This window comes from Pseudomonas sp. TH34, from assembly GCF_016650865.1.
GTDB classification, from domain to species: Bacteria; Pseudomonadota; Gammaproteobacteria; order Pseudomonadales; family Pseudomonadaceae; genus Aquipseudomonas; species Aquipseudomonas yamanorum.
In genome coordinates this window covers 1-24156 of the sequence record NZ_JAEKFB010000022.1, presented here as the reverse complement: position 1 = coordinate 24156, position 24156 = coordinate 1, and the positions used below count along the sequence as shown (strand labels likewise).

20 protein-coding genes are annotated in these 24156 nt (G+C 61.8%); 13 read left to right on the top strand and 7 right to left on the bottom strand.

The features are described from left to right. The first annotated feature begins 2 nt into the window (after positions 1-2). The 5 genes from JFU58_RS17030 to JFU58_RS17010 are packed head-to-tail and all read left to right on the top strand — an operon-like array spanning position 3 to position 6242. Entirely contained in the window at positions 3-1220 is a 1218-nt protein-coding gene (locus tag JFU58_RS17030; protein WP_063028450.1) for a glycosyltransferase family 4 protein, read from the top strand. Further along, positions 1211-2314 carry a glycosyltransferase family 4 protein gene (locus JFU58_RS17025; RefSeq protein ID WP_201141295.1) on the top strand — a complete coding sequence of 368 codons (1104 nt, stop codon included), beginning with the start codon at positions 1211-1213 and terminating at the stop codon, positions 2312-2314. The genes JFU58_RS17030 and JFU58_RS17025 overlap by 10 nt, the downstream gene beginning before the upstream one ends. A gap of 2 nt (positions 2315-2316) precedes the next feature. After that, entirely contained in the window at positions 2317-3744 is a 1428-nt protein-coding gene (locus tag JFU58_RS17020; RefSeq protein ID WP_026077876.1) for an O-antigen ligase family protein, read from the top strand. A gap of 2 nt (positions 3745-3746) precedes the next feature. After that, positions 3747-5162 (top strand): murein biosynthesis integral membrane protein MurJ, encoded by a 1416-nt coding sequence (gene murJ, locus JFU58_RS17015; RefSeq protein ID WP_201141293.1) that lies wholly within the window; start codon positions 3747-3749, stop codon positions 5160-5162. A 15-nt stretch (positions 5163-5177) separates the two neighbouring features. Beyond that, a complete protein-coding gene (locus JFU58_RS17010; protein WP_374106778.1) occupies positions 5178-6242 on the top strand; it encodes an acyltransferase family protein in 1065 nt (354 codons plus the stop codon). 113 nt (positions 6243-6355) lie between these two features. Here the strand turns inward: JFU58_RS17010 and JFU58_RS17005 are convergent, their stop codons facing one another. After that, entirely contained in the window at positions 6356-6937 is a 582-nt protein-coding gene (locus tag JFU58_RS17005) for a DUF4174 domain-containing protein (RefSeq protein WP_201141291.1), read from the bottom strand. A 164-nt stretch (positions 6938-7101) separates the two neighbouring features. After that, positions 7102-7722: a glutathione S-transferase N-terminal domain-containing protein gene (locus JFU58_RS17000; protein ID WP_177071595.1), complete on the bottom strand. Its 621-nt coding sequence runs from the start codon at positions 7720-7722 to the stop codon at positions 7102-7104. Between the two features lie 70 nt (positions 7723-7792). On the opposite strand from JFU58_RS17000, the gene JFU58_RS16995 reads away from it, so the two are divergent. Beyond that, positions 7793-8008, top strand: a complete 216-nt coding sequence (locus JFU58_RS16995; protein WP_003208231.1) for an AbrB/MazE/SpoVT family DNA-binding domain-containing protein — start codon at positions 7793-7795, stop codon at positions 8006-8008. Here JFU58_RS16995 and JFU58_RS16990 read toward each other — a convergent pair. Both JFU58_RS16990 and JFU58_RS16985 read right to left on the bottom strand, forming a co-directional pair. Continuing rightward, positions 8005-8583 carry a GNAT family N-acetyltransferase gene (locus tag JFU58_RS16990; protein WP_093207783.1) on the bottom strand — a complete coding sequence of 193 codons (579 nt, stop codon included), beginning with the start codon at positions 8581-8583 and terminating at the stop codon, positions 8005-8007. The genes JFU58_RS16995 and JFU58_RS16990 overlap by 4 nt on opposite strands. A 72-nt stretch (positions 8584-8655) precedes the next feature. Then, positions 8656-11013, bottom strand: a complete 2358-nt coding sequence (locus JFU58_RS16985; protein ID WP_201141289.1) for a DNA polymerase II — start codon at positions 11011-11013, stop codon at positions 8656-8658. 232 nt (positions 11014-11245) lie between these two features. Here JFU58_RS16985 and JFU58_RS16980 point away from each other — a divergent pair, with 232 nt between their 5' ends. The 6 genes from JFU58_RS16980 to JFU58_RS16955 all read left to right on the top strand — a co-directional run bounded on the left by JFU58_RS16980 (position 11246) and on the right by JFU58_RS16955 (position 19025). Further along, positions 11246-13480 (top strand): TonB-dependent receptor, encoded by a 2235-nt coding sequence (locus JFU58_RS16980; protein WP_177026998.1) that lies wholly within the window; start codon positions 11246-11248, stop codon positions 13478-13480. Between the two features lie 195 nt (positions 13481-13675). Next, positions 13676-14557, top strand: a complete 882-nt coding sequence (locus JFU58_RS16975) for a LysR family transcriptional regulator (RefSeq protein ID WP_201141287.1) — start codon at positions 13676-13678, stop codon at positions 14555-14557. A 120-nt stretch (positions 14558-14677) separates the two neighbouring features. Continuing rightward, complete coding sequence (locus JFU58_RS16970) at positions 14678-15784, top strand: tartrate dehydrogenase (protein ID WP_201141285.1); 1107 nt, start codon at positions 14678-14680, stop codon at positions 15782-15784. Positions 15785-15786: 2 nt separating this feature from the next. Then, positions 15787-17235: an aldehyde dehydrogenase family protein gene (locus tag JFU58_RS16965; protein WP_201141283.1), complete on the top strand. Its 1449-nt coding sequence runs from the start codon at positions 15787-15789 to the stop codon at positions 17233-17235. A gap of 32 nt (positions 17236-17267) precedes the next feature. Continuing rightward, positions 17268-18026, top strand: coding sequence for an SDR family oxidoreductase (locus tag JFU58_RS16960; protein WP_201141281.1), 759 nt, complete (start codon positions 17268-17270; stop codon positions 18024-18026). Positions 18027-18053: 27 nt separating this feature from the next. Further along, entirely contained in the window at positions 18054-19025 is a 972-nt protein-coding gene (locus JFU58_RS16955; protein ID WP_177027002.1) for a cyclase family protein, read from the top strand. 49 nt (positions 19026-19074) lie between these two features. On the opposite strand, the gene JFU58_RS16950 is transcribed toward JFU58_RS16955, so the two are convergent. The 3 genes from JFU58_RS16950 to JFU58_RS16940 form a co-directional block, all read right to left on the bottom strand. Then, complete coding sequence (locus tag JFU58_RS16950) at positions 19075-19545, bottom strand: SRPBCC family protein (protein ID WP_201141279.1); 471 nt, start codon at positions 19543-19545, stop codon at positions 19075-19077. A gap of 92 nt (positions 19546-19637) precedes the next feature. Further along, complete coding sequence (mrdA, locus tag JFU58_RS16945) at positions 19638-21530, bottom strand: penicillin-binding protein 2 (protein WP_201141277.1); 1893 nt, start codon at positions 21528-21530, stop codon at positions 19638-19640. 196 nt (positions 21531-21726) lie between these two features. Next, positions 21727-23142 (bottom strand): aldehyde dehydrogenase family protein, encoded by a 1416-nt coding sequence (locus JFU58_RS16940; RefSeq protein WP_201141275.1) that lies wholly within the window; start codon positions 23140-23142, stop codon positions 21727-21729. 101 nt (positions 23143-23243) lie between these two features. Between JFU58_RS16940 and JFU58_RS16935 the strand changes: the two genes are divergently transcribed. Further along, positions 23244-24134: a LysR family transcriptional regulator gene (locus JFU58_RS16935; protein WP_201141273.1), complete on the top strand. Its 891-nt coding sequence runs from the start codon at positions 23244-23246 to the stop codon at positions 24132-24134. Positions 24135-24156 lie beyond the last annotated feature (22 nt).

The window sequence follows — 24156 nt, the reverse complement described above, 5'->3', positions numbered from 1 at the left end:
CCATGCGCATCCTCTGGATCCTGCCCTACTCGCCTTGGCCCGCTACCAGCGGTGGCAAGACGCGCCAGTTTCATTTGCTGCGCAGCCTGGCTGCGCGCGGGCATCGGATCACCTTGCTGTTGCATGACAAACACGCGGTTTCGCTGACGGATCGCCAGGTGCTGGAAGCCTTTCTGGAACAGGTGATCATCCTGCCGCGCCGCCCGCTGCGCAGCCTGAAGACCCTGCTGGCCGGCCTGTTTGCGCCCTACCCGTTGCTGGCCAGTGTGAATGGCCTCTCGGGTGAACTGCAGGACACCTTCGAGCGATTGCTGACCGAGCATTGGGACGTGGTGCAGATCGAACACACCTACGCCTTCCAGCCTTACGAAGCTGCGTTGGCCCGTCGCTCCCAGCCGTTTGTGCTGACCGAACACAATGTCGAATCGTCCCTCGGCGCCGCGACTTACGACCGCCTGCCGGGCTGGGCGCTGCCGTTCATTCGCTACGATCAGTGGCGCTATGGCCGCTGGGAACGTCGGGTGATGCGCCAGGCTGCGCAAGTCGTGGCGGTGACTGAGGCCGACGCCCAGACCCTGGCGCAGATCGCCGGCAAACCTGTACCGGTGGTGGTCAACGGCGTGGATTGCACGCACTTCGCCGCCGCCCACCCTGACCCGACGACCCGCCGCGTGCTGTTTCTCGGCAACTACGAATACGCACCCAACGTGGATGCCATCGAGTGGGCACTGGATGAAATCCTGCCGAAAGTCTGGGCCCGCTGCCCCGACGCTCGCATGAGCGTCTGCGGCTTCGGCATGCCGGAAAGCTGGCGCGAACGCTGGAAGGACGGGCGCATCGAGTGGCAAGGCTTTGTGCCCAACCTGCTGGCCCTGCAATCGAGCTGCTCGATATTTTTGGCGCCGTTGCGCCATGGTGGCGGCTCCAAGCTGAAGGTGCTCGAAGCCCTGGCCGCCGGCCTGCCGCTGGCGAGCACCGACCAGGGCGTGTCTGGCCTGGACCTGGTCGAAGGCCTGGACTACCTCGGCGGCCAGACCGCCGACAGCCTGGCCGACGCCGTGGTGCGCCTGCTGCAACAGCCTGAAGTCGCAGCCCCGATGGGCGAAGCCGGTCGCGCCTATGTGCGCCGCGCCCATGACTGGAGCGTCGCTGCCAGCCAGTTGGAGCAGGTGTACGCCCAACTGTCGCCCCTGAACCAAAAGGAGCCGGCATGCGCGTAGGCCTCGATTACCGTACCGTCGGCACCTCGCCGCAATCAGGCATCAGTCGCCAGGTGTACGCCCTGGAAGATGCCCTGCGCGCCATGCCCGGCATCGAGCTGGAACGCTTTACCGTCGCGCCGCTGGGCGATGAGCTGCGCCTGAATGCCCATTGCCCGGACTGGGGCTGCGCCAAGACCGCCATGCACCAGCCCCATCAGCGCCTGCGTTTCGAGGCAGGGTTCTTGCCCAAGGCCCTGCGCGATGAGCACATCGATGTGTACATCAGCACCTTCAATATGGGCCTGCCGCTGCCGCCCAAACCCAAAGGCCTGCGTACCGTGGTGCTGCTGCATGACCTGTTTCAGATCACCCTGGACAACTACCACGCCAATCGCCTGAAGGCGATGATCTACAAGGCCAGTGATCGCCTGTCCATCACCTATGCGGTGCACACGGCCGACCGGGTGTGGACGCCTTCGCAGTACAGTGCCGATGAAACCGCGCGGCTGTTTCCCAAGGCGGCAGGCAAGATTCGTGTGCTGCCGAATCAGGTGGCGGGCTTTGCCGGACTGCCGGCGGACCTCTCGGGCCGACAATTGCCTGAGGGTTTCTGGTTGCTGGTGGGCACCCGGGAATTGCGCAAGAACGTGCCATTCCTGGTGGAGGCCTGGCAGCAGGCGCGCCGCCAATCCCACAGCGTGCCGGAACTGGTGCTGGTGGGCAGCCTGGAGCACCTGCCCGAAGCGCAACGCAACTACCCGGGAATACGTGCCTTGAGCGGCGTCTCCGACGCTGAATTGCACGGGCTCTACCGCAAGGCCTCGCGCCTGTGGCAGCCTTCCTACGCGGAAGGCTTTGGCTTGCCGGTGATCGAGGCCCTGAGCGTCGGCACTCCGGTGGCGGTGGCCAGCGGAACCTCGCTGGATGAAATCACCCCGCCGCTGGCGCCACGCTTTTCACCCACCGACGGCGCGGCGCTGGTGCAATTGATGCTGCACCTGGCCGACCAACCCGTCGAACAACCACCTGAACAGTTACGCAGCTGGGCCGAACGTTTCAACCACCAGGCCTACCGTCGGCGCCTGGCCGAACTGATCGAGGAATTGAATTGAGAATCTCACTGGGTAGCCTCGTCGCCATCGTCTTCGGCCTGCTGTTTGGTGGGTTGATCCTGTTCCTTTCTCCGGCCAAGGCCGTACTGGCGGTGATCGGCCTGGCCGCTGCCGTGACGATTCTGCGGTTCCCGTTCTGGGGGCTGCTGCTGTTTGCCCTGGTGGCGACGTTCATGCCCTACTCCACCCTCAACCTGGGGATTCGCAGTACGGTCAGCGAGGCACTGATCGCCCTGACCTGGGCGGCGGTGATCTGGCACGGCTTCCTGTCGCGCATGCCCGCCGTGCCATCGCTGTCGCGGCGCCCCACCGACCGGATGTTGATGTGGCTGATGATCTTCACCGTGGTGCCGTTTATCGTCGGCCAGGTGAGCATTACCGCCGAGGCCAGCGGCCTGGCGAACTGGTTGCGCTGGTTGCTGAACCTGTCGGTGCTGTTCCTCGCCGCCAAGCTGCTGGTTGAGCAGAAAAACCGCGAAGCCCTGGTGATCGCGCTATTGCTGGGCACGCTGGCGATGCTGGTGTTGTCCATCGGCGTGTTTATCCGCTCGCGCTCGGCCTCGGGCATGTTGCCGATCCTGACACTGATGAACTACGGCAGCCTCGACACCCTGTCCCTGGGCCTGGGCGCCATGGCCTCGCGGATGGGCTCGCCGTGGATGCACCCCAACGCCACCGGCGGGATCATGGCCTTGCTGCTGCCGTTGGCGTTCTGCTACGGCATCACCAACACCGGCTGGAAACGCGGGCTCGGCCTGGGCGTTGCCTGCCTGGGCGCGGCGGCCTTGCTGTTGGCCAGTAGCCGGGGCGCAATGGTCAGCCTGGCGCTGGTACTGATCTGGATGGCGTCGCGTCGGGTCCCGTACACCGGGCGCTTACTGATGATCGGCCTGGCATTGGCGGCGGCGCTGGTGGTGTCATATCCACCGCTGCAGGAACGCCTGGCGACGATCTTTTCGGCCCAGAACGCGAGTACCGAAGTGCGCTTTGACGAATACCGGATGTTCCCTCAGGCCGTGGCCAGCTACCCGCTGGGCATTGGCTTCAAGGTTGACCCTCCGGTGCCGGGCACGCACCTGCTGGGGATCTCCAACCTGTGGCTGAACTTCGTCTACAAGACCGGCGTGATCAGCATGCTGCTGTTTATCGCCGTGACCTGGCGCTGGTGGCGCGAGTCCCGGCCGGAGCTCGGCCCGATCCGCCTGACCAAGGACAACGCGATCTGGCTGGGCAGCACGGCGGGGATCCTGTCGGCGCTGGTCAGCGGCTTTTTTGACCACTACTTCAGCTTCGCCTTGGTGATGATTGCGTTGTTCTGGCTGATGGTGGGGATCAACGTGCTGGAGGCGCGGCGGTTGTTTCCGGCGCGTCTGCCAAAGGTCAAGACCGTGACGCATCGCAAGCCTGTGCTCGATAGCGTCGGGCCCTAGGGATGTTCGGATCGGCGTTTTGGTTGACCCTGGCGACCTTGCTGGGGCTGTGCCTCGGGTTTGCCCGTGAGTGGTTGCTGGTGGCGGCCTGGGGTGCGGGCGAACGCAGCGATGCGTTTCTGATCGCGCTGTTTTTGCCGGAAGCGTTGCGCATGTCCCTGGCCGGTGGCGTGCTGAGCGCCGCCGCTCTGCCGCTGTACCTGCAACGCAAGGACGGCGAGCGCCTGGACTGGCTGGCGGTGCTGTTCCCTGCGCTGCTGCTGATTGCCCTGGTGACCAGCCTGCTGTTGACGCTGCTGGCGCCGTGGCTGGTGCAATTGCTCGGCCCGGGGCTGGCGGCAACAGCCACCAGCCTTGCCAGCAGCAACTTGCAGATCCTCGCCTGGAGCGTGCCGGGGCTGATGCTGCATGCGCTGTTCAGTATTCCGTTGCAGGCCAATGAGCGCTTTGTGGTCGCGGGGCTCGGCTCGTTGCTGTTCAACCTGCCGCCCGTGACCTACCTGGCCCTCGCCGGCACCGCCACGCAACCGCACTCGCTGGCTTTGGCCTGCCTCACCGGCAGCCTGCTGATGCCCCTGGCGCTGTTGCCGTCGATGCTGCGCCTGGGCTGGCGGCCGTGGCGGCTTCGGGCTTCGACCCTGGAACTGCGGGAGCTGGGCGGGCGCATCGGGCCGCTGTTGCTAAGCAATGGCGCGAGCCAGGGTCTGGCATTGATTGAACGGCTGGTGGCGTCCTTGCTAGGCGAAGGCGCCGTGACCTGGGTCAACCTGGCTCGCAAGTTGATGAACTTGCCACTGATTGCGCTGATGAGCCTCAACCAGGTGCTGCTGGGCATGATGAGCCGCCGTCAGGGCGACGAGCGCCTGGCCCTGCTCAAGCGTGGCCTGGAAACCGCCAGCCTTCTGACCTTGCCCGCAGGAGTCGGCCTGGTGGCGGCGGCGCCGAGCCTGGTGGCGTTGCTGCTGCCCAAGCAGTCGGTGGATTCGCCGTTGCCACTGCTGCTGGCCTGGTTTGCCGTGCCGCTGGTGTTCGGCGCCTGGAATGCCCTGTTGGCGCGTTATGCCTATGCCGCCGGCGACACACGCCAGCCGCTGCGTTGCGAGTTGCTGGGCAGCCTGGTGAACGTGTTGCTGCTGGGTGTGCTGCCGTTTGTGTTTGGCCTGGCGGGCATTCCGCTGGCCGCCCTCGCCGGGGTGCTGTGCACCGCGTTGCTGCTGATGCAGCGCCAGGGCTTGCTCGGCACCCTGCCCTGGAAGCGGCACTGGTTGCTGAGTGGGCTGGTGATGGGCATGGCAGCGTTGGTGTTGTTTCGGGTTCAAGGTATTTGGCTGCAGTTGGGGTTGAGCACCCTGGCTGGGGCCGTGGTGTTGCTGGGCATGGGCCTGTGGCTCAAGCCGTGGCGCAAGGCAGATTTATAGAGTGGGAGCAGTCAGGTGAAAAAACGCTGGATTCAAATGGATATTGCCAAGGGCATTGGCATCCTGATCATTGTGTTCGGGCACAGCTGGTTTGTCGCCAGTTCCCTGGACTTGCTGTACCCGCTGCTGGCGGTATTTATCCTGCCGTTGTTCTTCTTTCTCTCCGGGGTGTTCTTCAAGCCTGAACAACCCTTTGTCGAGATGGCGGTGCGCAAGGCCGATGCACTGCTCAAGCCGTTCTTCTTCACCATGCTGGTGTACATCCTTATCCGCGACCTGCTGCGCGGCCAGGCACTGCTGCCGGACATCGGCGGCGTGCTGTATGCCTCGGTGGACACCATTCCATGGCAGGCGCTGTGGTTCCTGCCGCACTTTTGGGTGGCGATCCTGTTCGGCTGGGTGATGCTGCGGCTGATGCAGCGCCTGGGCCTGTCGCTGGCCATGAGCTGTGTGGTGATCACCCTGCAACTGATGCTCGGGATCTGGACCCTGCCGTGGTTCTGGCAGGTGCCGGTGACCGTCGGCGGACAGACCTGGACGATGCCGGGGCTGCCGTTCAGCATTGATGTGACGTTGATCAGCAGCACCTATTTCATCTTTGGTTATCTGCTGCGGGACGTGCTGCGCCGCCACCAAAGCTCGTTGCTGACGCTACTGGGAGCCATGGCGTTGTTTGCGGTGGTGTTCATCTACAGCTGGGACACCATGGACCTGGCACAGCGGCGTTATGACCACTGGCTGTGGACCAGTTTGTTGGCGGTGATCGGCGTGTATGTGTGCTGGGCGCTGGCCGGGGTGATGATGGTGTCGGGGCTGCTGACGCGGGCGATGACGTACATCGGGCAGTCGACGCTGATTCTGTTGATCTTCCACGGGGAGATTCAGCACAAGACCGTGGACTTGATGGAGCGGCTGGGGTTGCACCCGCTGTTGTCGGCGAGCATCGGGCTGGTGATCGCGGTGGTGGTGCCGTTGATGATCGGCGAGGTGATCAAGCGGGTGGCGTTCTTGCGCTTCTTCTACTTCCCGTTCCCGGTGCGCAAGAAGGCGGTGGTGGCTGGGGAGAAGCCTGGAGTTTGAGACCTGATGTGGGAGCTGTCGAGCTTTAGCGAGGCTGCGATGGCATCACCGCGGTGTGCCTGAATTACCGAGGTGATGCTATCGCAGGCAAGCCAGCTCCTACAGAAAAACGCTCAATCATCCAGTGCCGGTTGAGGTGCTGGATGCTTGGTGTTCTTGCCAGCCTTGGCGCCAGGCTTGCCAGGCGCCGGGGCTGCGGGCTCAGCCTCGGCCGGGGCGGCAAGATCCTTCTCAGCCTGGGGCATCTGGTCAATCGCGGTGAAGAAGTCTGCAAGGTTGAGGGCGTCCGGTGGCACGGTCTTCTCAAGTTTTTTCTCGCCGTCCTTGCCCATCAAAATCACTTTGGTGCCACTGCCGGCGCCCAATTTGAGTGCCCGGATCAGCGCGTTGGTTTCAGGCGGTGCGAGCTTCTTGTTGTCCTTCGCGTCCTTGGCGAACTTCTCGCCTTCGGCACCGATGCTGCCGAAGGACACGGTGTAGAGCACCATGTTGCGCTCTTCAAAGGACTGCTTGTTGGCAGGCTCTTCCAACTGTTTCTTGAGGGTGGCCAACGTCGGGTTGCCGGAGTCGAGTTCCACCACCACCAACGGGCGTGACTTGCCCAGGTCCTGCTTGAGCGGATTGAGATCATCCGCGGCCAGCAGCGGCCCCGTAAAAGCCATCAAGGTAGCCAGGGTCAGCGACCGGATGAGCATGCACACCTCCTTTGAATTCCATGCAGGGTTCTTGAGTTTCATGTCTGCGACAGTCAAATTCAAGGATGATTCCTACGCCAGCTTCAGAAAGCGTAGGTCAGGACGTCCGCGACGCAAGGCGTTTAGCCACCTTAGGCCTCATTGTTTCATCTGATTGCGAAGCCTTATAGCGGCCAGTGCCGGGCAAATACCGGCGCCACGATGGGGTCGACATCCACCTTCGCCAGCACCCGCGCAAATTCGGGCCGCGATTGTTGCAGGGCCTCACGTCCTCCCGCCCATCGCGACACCGCCGCCGCCATGATGCCCAATGCATTTGGAACCTGTTGCGAGGTAACCAACTGGTCGGCAAATTGATCGGCAAACATCTCCCAGGCCCCGTGCAGGCGGCGACGGGTGCCGCTGATCAACTGTTCATGCTGCTGCGCATCGGCGCTGTCAGTCCAGCGTTCCGGATAGTCGATGATGCCAATCGCCGAATAACAGTTCGCGGCGATGTACACCAGGCCGCGAATGACCTGGGCGGGCTCCTCGGGTAGCAACTCTGAGGCGGGAAATTGCAGGCCCAGGTGAATCAGGATCGCCGCGCTTTCGGTCAACACGCTGCCGTCGGGCCGTTGCAGGGTGGGGATTTGTTTGAGCGGATTGATCTGCGCCAGGGCCTCGCTGCCCGCGCTGTCTTCCCAGGAGCAGGCGTCGACCTGGCGCCATTCGACACCGCAACGCTGCAGGGCGATTTCGATGATGCACGAGCCGGTGCCTTGGGTTCCGTAAAGGGTGTACACAGTGCTGAGCCTCCTGGCAGTGGGTTGAGGTGTTAGGCTAGGCCGTTCAATCGTTCAACGGGAAACTATCATGCACAGTAAACGCGTCACGATCGAAGACTGGGACGGCGACGGCGCCATTCGCCTGCCAGACGAAGCCTTGCAGGAATTGGGGCTGGATGTGGGCGACACGCTGTACATCGTCGAGACCTATGTGGGCACGCAGAAAGGGTTCGTGTTGTCGACCACACCGAAAATTGCCGACCGGATGGATGAGCTGGTGGAAGAGCTGAGCCATAAGCCCTAACGGGCCAGCCGGGCCAGCAACCCCGCCTTCACCTGCGGCCATTCCGGATCAATGATGCTGAAGCGCACCGAGTTGCGCTTGCGGCCATCGGGCATGATGCGCTCGTGGCGCACGATCCCTTCCTGTACCGCGCCGAGGCGCAGGATCGCGGCCCGGGACTTTTCATTCAGTTCATCCGTCGTGAATTGCACCCGCACACAGTCCATGACTTCAAACGCATGGGTGAGCAGCAGCAGCTTGGCCTCGGTGTTGACTCCGGATTTCTGCACCGACTGGCTGATAAACGTGTGGCCGATCTCCAGCTTGCGGTTGACCCGGTCAACCTTCCAGAACCGGGTGCTGCCCACCACTTCACCGGTGTCACGGCGCACGATCACAAACGGGATCATGGTGCCAGCTTCACGCCCGGCCAGGGCAGTGTCCACGTACTTATCGACGGTGTCGGGGCCCGGCACGTTGGTCACCTTGAGGTTCCACAGTTGCCCGTCGGCGGCAGCCTGTACCAAAGCGGCCGAGTGTTCGCGTTGCAGGGGGCGGAGTTCGACCGTGGTGCCGGTCAGGGTGATTTCAGTCATGGGAGTGCTGCGCCGTCTGGTGGTCGTCAGTGGCCAAGATTGCAGGCTCTGGCCAGTGCAAGGCAAGCCGTTTTAGAACAAGCCCATCTGGCCACCCACCAGGGTGCCGAAGTCGTCGTTTACAAACGGCAGGATTGCATCCGCCACCGGTTGCAGTTGCCGGGTGACGTAGTGGTCGTAGTCGATCGGTGCCTGGCGCACTTCCAGCGGTTCGGGGCCGTTGACGCTGATCACGTAGCTGATCCAGCCACCGTTCTGGTACTGGCGCGGGCGACCCTGGCGGTCGTTGTATTCGTCGGCCAGCCGCGCGGCACGCACGTGGGGCGGTACGTTGCGCTCGTAGTCACCCAGTTGCCGGCGCAGGCGTTTGCGGTAGATCAGCAATTCGTCGAGTTCACCGCTCAAGGTGCGACGTACGTAGTCGCGTACGTAGTCTTGATGAGGCTGGCGGTGGAAGATCCGCTGGTAGAGCTCCTGCTGGAATTGCCGAGCCAGGGGCGACCAGTCGCTGCGCACGGTTTCCAGGCCTTTGTAGATCATTTCTTCGCTGCCGTCGGCACGGGTGACCAGTCCGGCGTAGCGCTTCTTGCTGCCCTCTTCCGCGCCGCGAATGGTCGGCATCAGGAAGCGGCTGAAGTGGGTTTCGTATTGCAGTTCCAGGGCGCTTTGCAGACCGAACTCATTCTGCAGGCGTTCACGCCACCAGGTGTTGACGTGCTGCACCAGGTCCAGGCCGATGCGCGTGGCGTCTTCCTGGGAGTGGGCGCTGCCGAGCCAGACGAAGGTGGAGTCGGTGTCGCCGTAGATCACTTCATAGCCGCGAGCCTCGACCAGTTCGCGGGTCTGGCGCATGATCTGGTGTCCACGCAAGGTGATGGACGACGCCAGTCGCGTGTCAAAGAAGCGGCAACCGCTGGAACCGAGCACGCCGTAGAAGGCGTTCATGATGATCTTCAGTGCCTGAGACAGCGGCGCATTGTGTTCGCGCTTGGCCACTTCGCGGCCTTCGGAAACCCGCGCGACAATCGAAGGCAGGCAATGCCGGGTGCGGGAAAACCGCGCGCCGCGAAAGCCTTCCACCGACTCGCTGTCTTCCGGGTGGCGCAAGCCTTCAATCAGGCCCACCGGGTCGATCAGAAAGCTGCGGATGATCGACGGGTAAAGGCTTTTGTAGTCGAGCACCAGCACCGATTCGTAGAGGCCCGGGCGCGAGTCCATGACAAACCCGCCGGGGCTGGCCTGGGGTGGTTTGTCGCCCAGGTTCGGCGCGACAAAACCCTGGCGGTGCATCAGCGGCATATACAGGTGGGTGAACGCCGCCACCGAACCACCGTTGCGGTCCGCTGGCAGGCCGGTGACGCTGGCTCGTTCGAGGAGGAATTTCAGCAGTTCGGTCTTCTCGAAAATCCGCGTCACCAGTTCGCAGTCCTTGAGGTTGTAGCGCGCCAGTGCGGGCTTGTCCTCGGCAAACATGCGGTTGATTTCGTCCATGCGCTGGTACGGCGTGGAGATCGATTTACCTTCGCCAAGCAAGGTCTGTGCGACGTTTTCCAAGCTGAAGGATTCGAAACTCCAGGTGGCCGAGCGCAAGGCTTCGATGCCGTCGATGATCAAACGTCCGGCCGCCGCCGCGAAGTAGTGATTGCGGCTGCCGTGTTCGCGCCAGCCCATGGCATCGCCACCACGGCCCAGCAGCAGGGGCACGTTCAGGCGCTGCGCATGTTCGTGCAGCACGCGAAGGTCGAACTGCACCAGGTTCCAGCCGATGATCGCGTCGGGGTCATGGGTGGCGAGCCACAGGTTCAGGCGTTCGAGGAGTTCGGCGCGGGTGTCGCAGTAGTCGAGCTTGAAGTCCACTGCATCAGTTTTGTTGGGCGGGCCGAGCATGTACACCTGGCGCTCGCCGCAACCTTCCAGGGCGATGGAATACAGGTCGCCCTGGGCGGTGGTCTCGATGTCCAGCGATACCAGCTTGAGAGGCGGGCGATAATCCGGCGCGGGTTTCATCTGCGCCTCCACCAGCATGCCGCCCTCGCCCGCCGTACCGCCAAACCACACTGGCGCGGTGATGAAGCGCTCCATCATGTAGCGATCGGGTGGGCGCACATCGCCTTCGTAGACGTCGATGCCGGCTTTGCGCAGGCGCTTTTCCAGGTCCATCAATTGGCGATGTTGTTTGGTGTAGAGGCCCAGCACCGGGCGATGGTGAAAGTCGCACAGCGCCAGATCGCGCAATTCGATACCGCGCTCGCCCTTGAGCTGCAGCTCGGCGGGCTTGCGATGGGCCTGGGGGATGAACATCACGGAGGTCTGCACCGGCAAGCGCACACACCTGGGGCCCTGATCGGTGGCCAGCCAGAAACTGACCTCCGTACCCGCCGGGGTGTCGCGCCAATGCCGGGTCAGGACAAACCCCTGCTGTAAATCCACCTTGCCGCACCTCAAGAATCGCTTTCAGGGCGTGATTCTACTCGGCCTGTGACAAGGCGCGGCGATTTAACAGAAACAGCCTACGTGAATGCCGACAGTAATCTCACAAACTTGTTGCAGGATATTAATGACAATTACTATCATTCGCATCGGAGTCGTATTCGCGCAGCGGGGATGCGCAACGTTGTTGCCCTTTTCTCCTCACAGTGACGGTTCGCCGTCAGGATCGACCATGCCCACCTCCACCCGTTTTGCTGTGCCGTTTCGCCCGACCCTGCTCGCCCTTTGCTGCTCCCTGGGCCTCACCGCTCACGCCGCCACTCCAGAAACCCCGCAGGATGCGAACAACAGTCAGGACGGCAAGGCTCTGGAATTGGGTGCTACCACCATCAGCGCCGACGCACCTACGCCCAACGCCCTGCCCCCGGTGTACGCCGGCGGCCAGGTCGCTCGCGGCGGGCAACTAGGGGTGCTGGGCAATCAGGACATCATGGACGTGCCCTTCAGCATGTCGTCCTATACCGAAAAACTGATTCGTGACCAGCAGGCCGAAAACGTCGGTGATGTGCTGCTCAACGATTCATCCGTGCGCCAGGCATCGGGTTACGCCAACCAGGCCCAGGCCTTTGTGATCCGTGGCCTGCCGCTGAACGGCGACGACATTTCGTTCAACGGTTTGTACGGCATCCTGCCGCGCCAGATCATGTCCACCGACGCCCTGGAACGGGTTGAAGTGTTCAAGGGCCCCAACGCCTTTATCAACGGCGTGACGCCCGGCGGCTCCGGGATTGGCGGCGGTGTGAACCTGCAACCCAAGCGCGCCGATGATGTGCCTTTGCGTCGCTTCAGCACCGATATCAGCAGCGACGGCCGGGTCGGCGAGCACCTGGATATCGGCCAGCGCTTCGGCGAAGACAATCGCTTCGGCGCGCGGGTGAATATCTCCCAGCGTGAGGGCGATACCGGTATTGATGACGAGAACCAGCGCTCGAAACTGTTTGCGGTCGGCCTGGATTATCGCGGCGATGCACTGCGTTTGTCGGGGGATTTTGTCTACTCGAAACAGCAGATCAATGGCGGGCGCAACACCGTGCTGCTTGGCCAGAACCTGACCCATATCCCCAACGCACCTTCGGCCGACACCAACTACGCGCCGAGCTGGGGCACCAGCAGCCTGGAAGACACCTTCGGCATGTTGCGCGCCGAGTACGACCTCAACGACAACTGGACGGCTTATGTCGCCGGCGGTGCCAAGCACACCAACGAGATTGGCCGTTACTCCTCGGTCACGTTGAATGACGCCCTGGGCAATGCCACCGTCAGCGGCTCGCGCATCGCCCACCAGGAAGACAACACCAGCCTGATGGCAGGCTTGAACGGCAAGTTCCAGACCGGCTCGGTCAGCCACAAGCTGAACCTCGGGTTGACCGGGATCTGGGCCCAGACCCGCAATGCCTATGACTTTGACTTCACCGGCCACGCCAGCAATATCTATAACCCGGTGGACGTTGCCGAGCCGGTCAAAGGCAGTTTCGTGGGCGGCGACCTGAACGACCCGGGCATCACCGCCAAGACCTTCGCTCGCAGTGCAGCGGTCTCCGACACCCTGGGCTTTATGGATGATCGTTTGCTGGTGACCGCCGGCTTGCGTCGCCAGGAACTGGTGGTTCAGGGCTTCGCCTACGGCACGGGTACTCGCACCGCCAATTACGACAAGTCGATCACTACACCGGTGTACGGCCTGGTGTTCAAGCCGTGGGACCATGTGTCGTTCTATGCCAACCATATCGAAGGCCTGGCCCAGGGCCCGACCGCTCCCCAGACAGCCGGCACAGCCCCCATCAGCAACGCCGGCCAGGCCTACGCCCCGGCGCGCTCGAAACAGACCGAGGCCGGGGTCAAGGTCGACATGGGCACCTACGGCGCAACCCTGGGTGTGTACCGCATCGAGCAACCCACCGATGGCTACTCACAACTCAGCGCCGACGGTTTAAGCGCCACCTATGTTCGCCAGGGCGAGCAAGTCAACAAAGGCGTGGAGCTCAACGTGTTCGGCGAGCCTATCGCAGGGCTGCGCCTGTTGGGCGGTGCAACCATCATCCACACCGAAGTCAACGGCACCCAGGACGGCGCCAACGACGGCAATCGTGCCATCGGCGTACCGAGCTTCCAACTGAATGCCGGCGTGGACTGGGATGTACCGGGCCTGCAAGGCGTGACGGTGAACGGTCGGATGCTACGCACCGGCGGCCAATACGCCGACGCGGCCAACAACCTCAGCCTGCCCGCCTGGAACCGCTTCGATGTGGGCGCCCGCTACACCTTCAAGGTGAACCAGCGTGATGTCACCCTCGGCGCTACTGTGGAGAACGTCGCCAATACCAAATACTGGGAGTCGGCCCTCGGCGGTTACTTGACCCAAGGCGACCCGCGCGTGGCCAAGTTGTCGGCCAGCATCGACTTCTAACCCCAGTCAATGGGGGAGTTGGCTTGCCTGCGATGCAGGCACCTCGGTGCGTCAGATGCACCTCGGTGATGCGATCGCAGGCAAGCCAGCTCCCACAGAAAAGCAGATCTGCCCTCATCCGTGTTGTTTGCCGGACATTGGACAGCCGAACGCCAACTGCGTAGTTTCCCAACCACTGCGCACAAGGACTCCGGCATGTCCCCCGACCTCACTTCCATCGAGCTGTTCCTCAAGGCGGTCAAGCTGGGCAACCTGTCCCGGGCGGCCGAGCACTCCCATCTCTCCCTCTCTGCCGCCAGCCGGCGCCTGTCGCTGCTGGAGCAGCACTTCAAGGTCGCCCTGCTGACCCGCACCTCCACCGGTGTTTCGCCGACGGCGGCCGGCGAAGTGTTGGCCCAGCATGCGCAGTCGATCCTTCGGGCAGTGGACAGCATGCACGCCGATCTCGCCGACTACGCCAAGGGCGCCACCGGCCGGGTTTGCCTGTACGCCAACAGTTCGGCGATGAGCCAGGAACTGCCGCGCCAACTGACCCAATGGAACACCTTGCACCCGGGCATCCGCCTGGATATTCGCGAGGAGCGAAGCCGGGAAATTCTCCAGGCCGTGCGTGAGGGCGTGGCGGATGTCGGCATCGTCACGACCCGGCCCAGCGAAGAGTTGCGCTTTGTACCCTACTGCCAGGACCGCCTGTGCCTGATCGTGCCCCATGATCATCCGTTGAAAATGCGCCATGCGCCCTTCGAGGATTTGCTCGGCTATGACTTCGTCGGGCTGGAGGACAACGCCGCCATCACGCCGCTGATTACCGAAGCCGCCGCTGCGATTGGCATGCCGTTGCGGTTGCGGATGCAGGTGCGCAGTTTCGAAGCGGTGTGCCGCTTGATCGCTGCCGGCCAGGGCGTGGGCGTGCTGCCACAGGGCGCCGTGCAGATTTTCCGCAAGGAGATGGCCTTGCGCTTTATCGAAATCGACGACAACTGGGCCGACCGGCAGATGTACCTGTGCATGCGCAAGGAGCAGCCTTCGCTGACCAGCCTGGCGTTGTTCGACTACCTGAGCGCCAATCCTGCGTAAACCTTCGGCCTTCGAATTTTGCGAAGGCCGATTCCACAATTAGCAATTCCCCTGTTGTCACAGCTGTGCCAAGAATGCCCCCGCCAGACCTTCCTATAAAAACAAGACAGGAGACACGGCGTGTCCCAATCCCACACCCGCCCCACCCACCGCATCGCCGTGATTCCCGGCGACGGCATCGGCCGCGAAGTGGTGCCCGAAGGCCTGCGGGTACTGGACGCTGTGAGCCGGCGCTTCGGTATTCACTTTCACTTCGACCACTTTGCCTGGTGCAGCGAACACTACCTGGCTCACGGCACGATGATGCCCGACGACTGGGCCGAACAGATCGGCAGCCATGACGCGATCTTCTTCGGCGCGGTGGGTGCGCCCGACATCATTGCCGACCACACCGCAGTGTGGGAGTCACTCCTGAAAATCCGCCGCCAGTTCGATCAATACGTGAATATCCGCCCGGTGCGTTTGATGCCTGGTGTGCCCTGCCCGCTGGCCGGCCGAGTACCGGGGGACATTGACTTTATCGTTGTGCGGGAAAATACCGAGGGCGAATATTCCAGTGTCGGCGGGCGCATGTGGGAAGGCACTCCGCGGGAAATCGCAGTGCAAGAGTCGATCTTCTCCCGGGAAGGCGTGGACCGCGTGGTGGACTACGCCTTCAAACTGGCGCAACAGCGGCCGCGGAAAAACCTGGTGGCGGCGACCAAATCCAATGGCATCTCCATCACCATGCCATTCTGGGACGAGCGGGTGATCGAGATCGCCCGGCGCTACCCGGACGTGAAGACAGCCAAGTTCCACATCGACATTCTGTGTGCGCACTTCGTACAGCATCCCGACTGGTTTGATGTGGTGGTGGCCTCCAACCTGTTTGGCGACATCCTTTCCGACCTCGGCCCGGCGTGCACCGGCACCATCGGCATCGCGCCGTCGGCCAACCTCAATCCCGAGCGGCGTTACCCGTCGCTGTTCGAGCCGGTGCACGGTTCCGCGCCGGATATTGCCGGGCTCGGTGTCGCCAATCCCATTGGGCAGATCTGGTCGGCCGCGCTGATGATCGAGCACCTGGGCGACGGTGATCCGCTTTATCAGGAAGCGGCGGCAACCATCGTGTCCGCCATCGAAACGGTGCTTGCCGAAGGCCCGCGCACCCGTGAAATGGGCGGCAGCGCCAGCACTGTCGAAGTGGGTCGCGCCATCGCCGAATGCGTCGCAGGGAACAGGAGCTGAACATGACCAACGCACATTACATCGCCAACCAATGGCTGGCGTCGACCTCGCTGGAAGACATTCCGGTGATCGACCCCAGCACCGGCGAAACCTATTCGAGCATCGCCCGTGGCACAGCCGCCGATATCGAGGCGGCGATCAGCGCGGCGCGCCTGGCACTTGGGGAAACCTTCGATGGCCCGTGGGGCCGGTTGTCTGCCGTGGATCGCAGCCGTTTGCTGGCCAAGCTCGGCATGGCGGTGCTGGAACATCATGAAGAGCTGGCGCAGATCGAGGCGCGGGACACCGGTAAGGCGCTGAAAGTCGCCCGCGCCGATGCCACCGCCCTTGCCCGCTATTTCGAATACTACGCGGGTGCCGCGGACAAACTACACGGCGAAACCCTGCCATACCAGGCCGGCTACACGGTGTTGACGGTGCGCGAACCCCACGGGGTGACCGGGCATATCATCCCGTGGAATTACCCGATGCAGATTTTCGGGCGCAGCGTCGGCGCCTCGTTGGCGGCAGGCAATGCGTGCGTGGTCAAGCCGGCGGAAGATGCCAGCCTGTCGTTGCTGCGCCTGGCGGAAATCGCTGCCGAGGTTGGTTTTCCAGCCGGCGCGATCAACGTAGTCACCGGTTACGGCTACGAAGCCGGCGCGTCGTTGTGTGCACACCCGGGCATCGATCACATTTCGTTCACCGGCTCCACCGCCACCGGTACTGCCGTGTCGAAAGCCGCTGCCGAACGCCACTGCCCGGTCACCCTGGAGTTGGGCGGCAAGTCGCCGCAACTGGTGTTCGCCGATGCCGACCTGGATGAAGCGTTGCCGGTGCTGGTCAACGCCATCATTCAGAACTGCGGGCAAACCTGCTCCGCCGGCAGCCGTTTGCTGGTGGAACGCAGCATTTACGAAACCCTGCTCGCACGCCTCAGCCAACGCTTCAGCGAACTGCGCGCAGGGCCTTCGGCGCTGGACCTGGACATGGGTCCGCTGATCAATCAGAAGCAGCTACGCCAAGTGCGCGAGTTTATTCGTGAAGCCGAACAGGCCGGGATCACCGTCGCCGCACGCGGAACGGTGGTGGCCGAGGCCGGCAGCGGCGGGTATTTCCAGGAGGCGGTACTGTTTCGCGATGTGCCGCCTGACAGTCGCCTGGCGCAACACGAAGTCTTTGGCCCGGTGCTGGCCGTGATGCCCTTCGACGATGAAGCCGAAGCGATTCGCCTGGCCAACGGCACCGAGTTCGGCCTGGTGGCCGGCGTGTGGACCCGCGATGGCGCGCGGCAAATGCGCCTGGCGCGCACCCTGCGTTGTGGTCAAGTGTTCATCAATAACTATGGTGCCGGTGGCGGCGTTGAATTGCCATTCGGCGGCGTGAAGGCCAGCGGTTATGGCCGGGAAAAAGGCTTCGAGGCGCTGCTGGGCTTTACCACCTTGAAGACCATTGCGATCAAACACGGTTGATTCCTCACAACAACAAGAACGGAGAACACACCATGCGTTTAGCCAATAAAGTCGCGATCGTCACCGGCGCCGGTTCGGGGTTTGGCGAGGGCATCGCCAAGACTTTCGCGCGCCAGGGCGCCAAGGTCATCGTCGCCGACATGAACGCCGTCGGCGGTCAGCGGGTGGTCAATGAAATCGCCGAAAGCGGCGGCCATGCGCATTTCATCGAGGTCAACGTGGCCAACGATGAAAGCATGGGCGCCCTGCTGCGTGGCACTTTGGAGCAGTTCAACGGCCTGGATATCGTCATCAACAACGCCGGTACCACCCACCGCAACCGGCCGATGCTGGAAGTCGACGAAGCCGAGTTCGACCGGGTGTTTGCGGTCAACGTCAAAAGCATCTTCTTGAGCGCCAAGCATTTTGTCCCGCATTTTCGCGGCCAGGGCGGCGGTGTGTTCGTCAATATTGCCTCGACGGCGGCGATCCGCCCGCGTCCGGGACTGGTCTGGTATAACGGCAGCAAGGGCGCAGTGGTGGTCATGAGCAAGACCATGGCGGCGGAGCTGGGGCCGGACAATATCCGCGTCAACTGTGTGAATCCGGTGGTGGGTGCCACGGCGTTGCTCAGCGAATTCATGGGCGTGCCGGACACCCCGGAAAACCGCCAGAAGTTCATGGCGACCATTCCCCTGGGGCGCTTTTCCACCCCGCAAGATGTGGCCAACGCCTGCCTGTACCTGGCGTCGGACGAAGCGGCGTTCATCACCGGCACTTGCCTTGAAGTCGATGGCGGGCGCTGCGTGTAACTCACTCTCACAGGGACCGGAATTGCTATGTGTGATCTCCATAATAAGAACGAGCCGAACACCCGCGAATTGCTTGAAGGCCTGCCAAAGAACTGGGGTAAATGGGGCCCGGACGACGAAGTTGGCGCCCTCAATTACCTGACCGAAGCCGAAGTACTGCGCGGAGTCGCCTCGGTGCGCCAGGGCAAGACCTTTACCCTGCAAGTGCAGATCGGCCACCCCGACGGCGACCCGATGTGGCCGGCACGCAACCCGTCGATGCGCTTCAACACCCTCGACCACAGCCATTACCACTTCGGCAAACAGCCGCACATGACCGGTGGCGCGGCGTATTCCGACGACGTGATCTTCATGCAGCTGCAAGGCTCGACCCAGTACGACGCCCTCGGCCACGCCTGGTACGACAATCAACTGTGGAACGGCTACGACGCCCAGACCACCGTCGGCGGCATGGCCAAGGCCAGCGTTCTGGCGATTGCCGAACGCGGCGTAGTGGGCCGCGCGGTGCTGATCGACATGGCCCGCTATCGCGGCAAGAAATGCCTGGGCCGTGGCGAAACCTTCAACCACCTGGACCTGCTCGACGCCGCCAAGGCCCAGGGCGTGACCATTGAAAAGCGCGACATCCTGATCATCCGCACCGGTTCCATGGGTGCGTTTTATGAGCTGGGCAAGACCGAGTTCTTCAAAGACCTGATGGAGCCAGGGCTGACCTACAGCCGGGAGCTGGTGGAGTGGTTCCACGAGATGGAAATCCCCAACCTGGTGACCGACACCATCGCCAACGAAGTGATCACCGACCCGGTGTCCGGGGTGCAGATTCCGCTGCATTGCGCGCTGATGCGCAACCTGGGGATCGCCTTCACCGAAATCGTGTTGCTGGAGGAACTGGCCGCCGATTGTGCGGACGACGGCCAGTGGAAATTCCTCTACACCGCCGCACCGTTGAAGATTGTCGGGGGCAGTGGCGCGCCGGTGAATCCGGTGGTGATCAAGTAGCCGTTCAGTCGCCGTGGCGAATTTGCGAATCGCGGACTCGCCACTGGACTCAAGGCTGATGGGATTTCGCCAGGTACTCTTCGATGTTACTCATCTGATCGTCCCAGCCTCGGGAGTTCTTCTTGTAGGCAATCTGGCGGCGGCGAGCGTCCGGGATTCCGTCAAAACCTGATTCCACCACCCGCAGCAAGATACCTTCTCCGTGATCCTCGAGGGTGAACTCCACCAGGGTTGGGGCTTCCGTGTCGTAATCCACCTCCTTGTCTACGGCGTAAGGATGCCAACTGAAAGAGAACCGCGCTTGTGGCTCAAGGCGCTCGATTTTCGCCTTCCACACCACGTGCTCGTAACCTGGATAAGTGATCGGGGCTTCAATGGCCCGCCCTGCGGCAAACTGCTTGCCCTTGAGGGCGATGCCAAACCAGCTGCCGAATTGCTCGGCGTCGGTCAGTGCATCCCAGACCCGTTGACGTGACGCGTTGAGCAGGACTTTACGTTTGATTTCATTTGATTCGTGCATGAGACACCTCCTGTATTGACAGTAGGCGACATCGACCAATGCGCAACCTTTGACAAGGTATAAGGCATGAACAGCGTCATGCCCTGAAGACCTCAGACGTGGGGATCACCCGGCGCCTTACTGGGCGTCGCGTATTGCGGCTTCAAATGGCCTTCCTGATCGAGCAACCAGGCGTCCATGATCTGACGCACCACCGGGCCCGCCACCCGGCCACCAGCCTCGCCGTTTTCAATCATCACCGAAATCACGATCCGCGGGTGCTCCGCCGGGGCGAAGCCAACGAACAAGGCGTTGTCGCGGTTGCGTTCCAGGGTCTTGAGACGGTTGTAACGCTCACCCTGCTTGATCGCCACCACCTGTGCGGTACCACTCTTGCCGGCAATCCGGTATTGCGCACCGGCTGCAGCCGCCCGGGCGATACCGCGTGGGTCGTGCATGACCAATTGCATGCCGTGGTTGACCTGCTCCCAATCGCGCGGATCTTTGAGGACGACGTTGGGCATCGGGTTTTCATCCACTGGCGGCACACCATTGATGGTCTTGGCCAGGTGCGGGCGGTTCCACACGCCTTTGTTGGCGATCAACGCAGTGGCCTGGGCCAGTTGCAGCGGGGTGACCTGCATGTAGCCCTGGCCGATGCCAAGGATCACGGTTTCACCCGGGAACCACGGTTGGCGCCGGGTAGCGCGCTTCCAGGCCTGGGACGGCATCAAGCCGGCCGACTCTTCGAACATGTCGAGGGAGACTTTCTGGCCAAGGCCGAACTCGGCCAGGTAGTCATGCAGACGATCGATGCCCAGCTTGTGGGCCAAGTCGTAGAAGTAGGTGTCGTTGGAGCGCATGATCGCTGCGTCCATGTCCACCCAGCCATCGCCGCTGTGGTTCCAGTTGCGGTATTTGTGGTCGAAATCCGGGAGTTGGTAGTAACCAGGGTCGAACACGCGCGTCTGGGCGGTGACTACACCGCTGTCGAGGCCGGCGATGGCCACTTCCGGCTTGATCGTCGAGCCCGGTGCGTAGAGCCCGCGCAGCACGCGGTTGAACAGCGGGCGATCGAGGGAGTCGTGAAGCGCTGCGTACTCCTTGAAGCTGATACCGGTGACGAACAGGTTCGGGTCAAAGCTTGGCTTGCTGACCATTGCCAGGACTTCGCCGGTTGCCGGGTCGAGAGCGACCACGGAACCGCGACGGTCGCCGAGGGCTTCTTCGGCAGCTTCCTGGAGTTTGACGTCCAGGCTCAAAACGATGTTTTTGCCGGGGACCGGGTCGGTATGCTTGAGCACTCGCAGGACGCGGCCCTGGGCGTTGGTTTCAACTTCTTCATAGCCCACGTGGCCATGCAGCTCGGACTCGTAGAAGCGCTCGATCCCGGTTTTACCGATGGATTGCGTGCCCCGGTATTCCACTGAATCGAGGGCCTTGGATTCTTTTTCGTTGATCCGGCCTACGTAGCCAATGGAGTGGGCAAAGTGCGCACCCAGCGGGTAATGGCGGACGAATTGCGGCTCGACATCCACGCCAGGCAGGCGGAATTCGTTGACGGCCAGCACGGCGATCTGTTCTTCGGTCAGCTCATAAAACAGCGTGACGGGGACGAAGGGATGACGCGCTTGCTTGAGCGCTTTATCAAATACGCCACGGTCCTCGGCAGGCAAATGCAGGAGGCTGACGATGGCGTCCAGCTCACCCTTGAGATCGGTCGTACGTTCGCGGGTGATGGTCAGGTTGTAACTGGGACGGTTGTCGGCAAGTACTACACCATTGCGGTCATAGATCAGGCCGCGCGTCGGTGTAATCGGTAGGACGTGGACGCGATTGTTTTCGGAAATGGTGGAGTGGTAGTCGTACTGCACCACCTGCAGGAAGTACATCCGGCCTACCAGGGCGCAGGTGATGCCGATGACCAGCAGCGCGCAGGCCAGCAGCCGCTTGTTGACCAAGCGGTTTTCTTTTTCGTGGTCCTTGATCGGTATCGGTTCAGGCATTTCTACAGCATCTCGTTGAAATAAGGTCGACGCCGCTTCCTGCGGAGAATAATCAGTCCCTGTGAAAATGTGCTGCACCATACCAAAAATGCGGAAACACTTTGCATCGATTTCCCTGAACGGTGTGCTTATAGAGCCCGTTCATGCCCTTTGGTTTGGGACGTGGACCTTATTCATACATTTTCATGCTGAGGAATCAGCTGAGGATCGATTTGGGTTCCAGGAATGCTTCCAAGCCGAATGTGCCGTACTCGCGGCCAATACCCGATTGCTTGAAACCGCCAAACGGTGCGAATGGCTCATGGGCGAGGGTATTGATCAGGACTCGGCCTGCATCGATACGGCTAGCCAGCCTGCGGGCGCGTTCGGGATTTGAGGACAGGATGTACGCCTGAAGGCCGTAGGGGGTGTCGTTAGCTATCGTCAGTGCCTCCTCCTCGGTCGCGTAGGTAATGATCGATAGCACCGGACCGAAAATCTCTTCGCGGGCGATGGTCATTTGATTGGTCACACGGCTGAATACGGTCGGTCTTACGAACCAGCCAGCCGTGATGCCTTCAGGCAAACCGGGGCCTCCTGCCAATAAATGCGCGCCCTCCTCAATCCCGATCTGAATGTAGCGCTGCACCCGCTCCCACTGTTTATGACTGACCATGGGGCCGACAGCGGTGGCTGGCTCACGGGGATTACCGACTTGTACTTTGGCCGCCTCCTGGATCATCAGCGCTTCAACTTCATAAAGGCGATTTTCAGGTACCAGGATTCGGGTGCCGGCAATGCACGCCTGGCCACTGTTCATGAAGCCGGCCTGGAGAGCCATGGGCACAGCGGTCTTGAGATCCGCATCATCGAGAATCAGCACCGGTGATTTGCCGCCTAGTTCCAGAGTGACGCGCTTCAAGGTCTCGGCGCCGGTACGCAGGATGGTTTTGCCGACAGCCGTTGAGCCGGTGAAGGAGACTTTTGCGATGTCGGGATGGGCACTCAACACGGCACCTACGGTTTCACCACGGCCGGTGACGATGTTGAACACGCCCGCGGGCAGCCCCGCTTCATGGAGTGCGCGGGTGACAATGGAGGTCTGGATTGCGCTCATTTCACTGGGCTTGATCACCGCGGTACAGCCGGCGGCCAGCGCTGCAGCGAGCTTGCCGCAGATAAAACCGGCGTTGCTGTTCCAGGGGGTGATCAAACCGGCCACACCCAAGGGCTGCATGACCACCTCGGCAATGCCGATACGTCGGGAGAAGTTGTAGTTCTCCAGAACCGAAGCGGCATCCTGCAGGACGCTGGCCGCGTGCTTGGCCATCCATCGCGCGCGGGAAACCGGGGCGCCGTACTCCTCGATAATCGCATCGGTGAGTTCCTCCTCAATGGCTTCAACTGCGGCGTGCATGCGCTTGAGATAGTCGATGCGTACGTCTTTCGAGCTGTGGGAGAACTCGGTAAAAGCTCGCTTGGCGGCTGCGATGGCATCCAAAGCATCTTGTTCATTTGCCAATCGAACCTGGCCAATACTCTGGCCCGTAGCCGGATTGAACAGATTAAAACGCTCTTCGCCATGAGGTGTCACAAAGGCGCCGTTGATGTAAATCCGATTGATGTATTGCATAGGTCCTCCGGGACACTGAGCTAGTGCGTCCTACGGTAAGTCACTATGATTGAGCTGATAAGCCGTACAAATCGGCATGAGTTGATGAGTGATTCAGGACAATGAATACATCCGGACTGAACGAACTGGAAGCCGTATTGGCAGTGGCGCGGCATCGAAGTTTTCGTGCGGCGGCGACTGAATTAAATGTATCGACCTCGGCGCTGAGCCACTCTATCGCAGGGCTTGAAGCGCGGATGGGGGTGAGGCTGTTCAATCGCACAACCCGCAGTGTGTCGTTATCTGAAGTGGGTGCAGAGTTTGTCGAGACGATTACTCCGGCACTGTTGAGCATTCGCACTGCGATGGAACAGGCGGGAAATCGCAGTGCGGAGCCGAGCGGCACCTTGCGCCTGAATACCTCAGCGGGTGCCGCAAAGCAGGTGATGCCGCTGCTGCTGGAGTATCTGCGGCGTTATCCGCGGATGAAACTGGATATCGTCACTGAAGGGCGCCTGGTAGACATCGTTGCCCAGGGATTTGATGCAGGAATTCGTCTAGGTGACACCGTTCCTCAAGACATGATCGCGGTCGATATCAGCCCAGACCAGCGTTTTGCGGTATTGGGCAGCCCGGACTATTTTGTCAGCAACCCCGTCCCCGTCAGCCCAATGGATCTGAAGGTCCATCAATGTATTCGCAGCCGAATGCCCGGCGGTGCGATCTATCACTGGGAGTTTGAGCGTCATGGCGAAGCGCTTGCTATTGAGGTACAGGGGGCTTTGACCCTGGATAATCCGAGTCTAATGCTTGAGGCTGCCAGGGCGGGGCTGGGCCTGACCTACCTTACGGAATGGAATGCCGCGGCTGATTTAGCGAAGGGGACGTTAGTGCGTGTGCTGGAGGAGTGGACGCCATCTTTTGACCGTCTGCGCCTCTATTATCCAGGAAGACGTCATGTACCAGCGGGATTAAGGGCGCTGATCGGGTTGATCAGGGAGAAAGGATTTTAAACAGCATCGCTGTGAGTTTTCG

Excerpts from the sequence above, each read along its gene's own strand:
- JFU58_RS16935 (WP_201141273.1), top strand. The coding sequence starts at position 23,244 with ATGAATACATCCGGACTGAACGAACTGGAAGCCGTATTGGCAGTGGCG.
- JFU58_RS16995 (WP_003208231.1), top strand. The coding sequence starts at position 7,793 with ATGCACAGTAAACGCGTCACGATCGAAGACTGGGACGGCGACGGCGCC.
- JFU58_RS16990 (WP_093207783.1), bottom strand. The coding sequence starts at position 8,583 with ATGACTGAAATCACCCTGACCGGCACCACGGTCGAACTCCGCCCCCTG.
- JFU58_RS16960 (WP_201141281.1), top strand. The coding sequence starts at position 17,268 with ATGCGTTTAGCCAATAAAGTCGCGATCGTCACCGGCGCCGGTTCGGGG.
- murJ (WP_201141293.1), top strand. The coding sequence starts at position 3,747 with ATGTTCGGATCGGCGTTTTGGTTGACCCTGGCGACCTTGCTGGGGCTG.
- JFU58_RS16955 (WP_177027002.1), top strand. The coding sequence starts at position 18,054 with ATGTGTGATCTCCATAATAAGAACGAGCCGAACACCCGCGAATTGCTT.
- JFU58_RS16940 (WP_201141275.1), bottom strand. The coding sequence starts at position 23,142 with ATGCAATACATCAATCGGATTTACATCAACGGCGCCTTTGTGACACCT.
- JFU58_RS16965 (WP_201141283.1), top strand. The coding sequence starts at position 15,787 with ATGACCAACGCACATTACATCGCCAACCAATGGCTGGCGTCGACCTCG.
- JFU58_RS17030 (WP_063028450.1), top strand. The coding sequence starts at position 3 with ATGCGCATCCTCTGGATCCTGCCCTACTCGCCTTGGCCCGCTACCAGC.
- JFU58_RS16975 (WP_201141287.1), top strand. The coding sequence starts at position 13,676 with ATGTCCCCCGACCTCACTTCCATCGAGCTGTTCCTCAAGGCGGTCAAG.
- JFU58_RS16980 (WP_177026998.1), top strand. The coding sequence starts at position 11,246 with ATGCCCACCTCCACCCGTTTTGCTGTGCCGTTTCGCCCGACCCTGCTC.
- JFU58_RS17025 (WP_201141295.1), top strand. The coding sequence starts at position 1,211 with ATGCGCGTAGGCCTCGATTACCGTACCGTCGGCACCTCGCCGCAATCA.
- JFU58_RS16950 (WP_201141279.1), bottom strand. The coding sequence starts at position 19,545 with ATGCACGAATCAAATGAAATCAAACGTAAAGTCCTGCTCAACGCGTCA.
- mrdA (WP_201141277.1), bottom strand. The coding sequence starts at position 21,530 with ATGCCTGAACCGATACCGATCAAGGACCACGAAAAAGAAAACCGCTTG.
- JFU58_RS17005 (WP_201141291.1), bottom strand. The coding sequence starts at position 6,937 with ATGCTCATCCGGTCGCTGACCCTGGCTACCTTGATGGCTTTTACGGGG.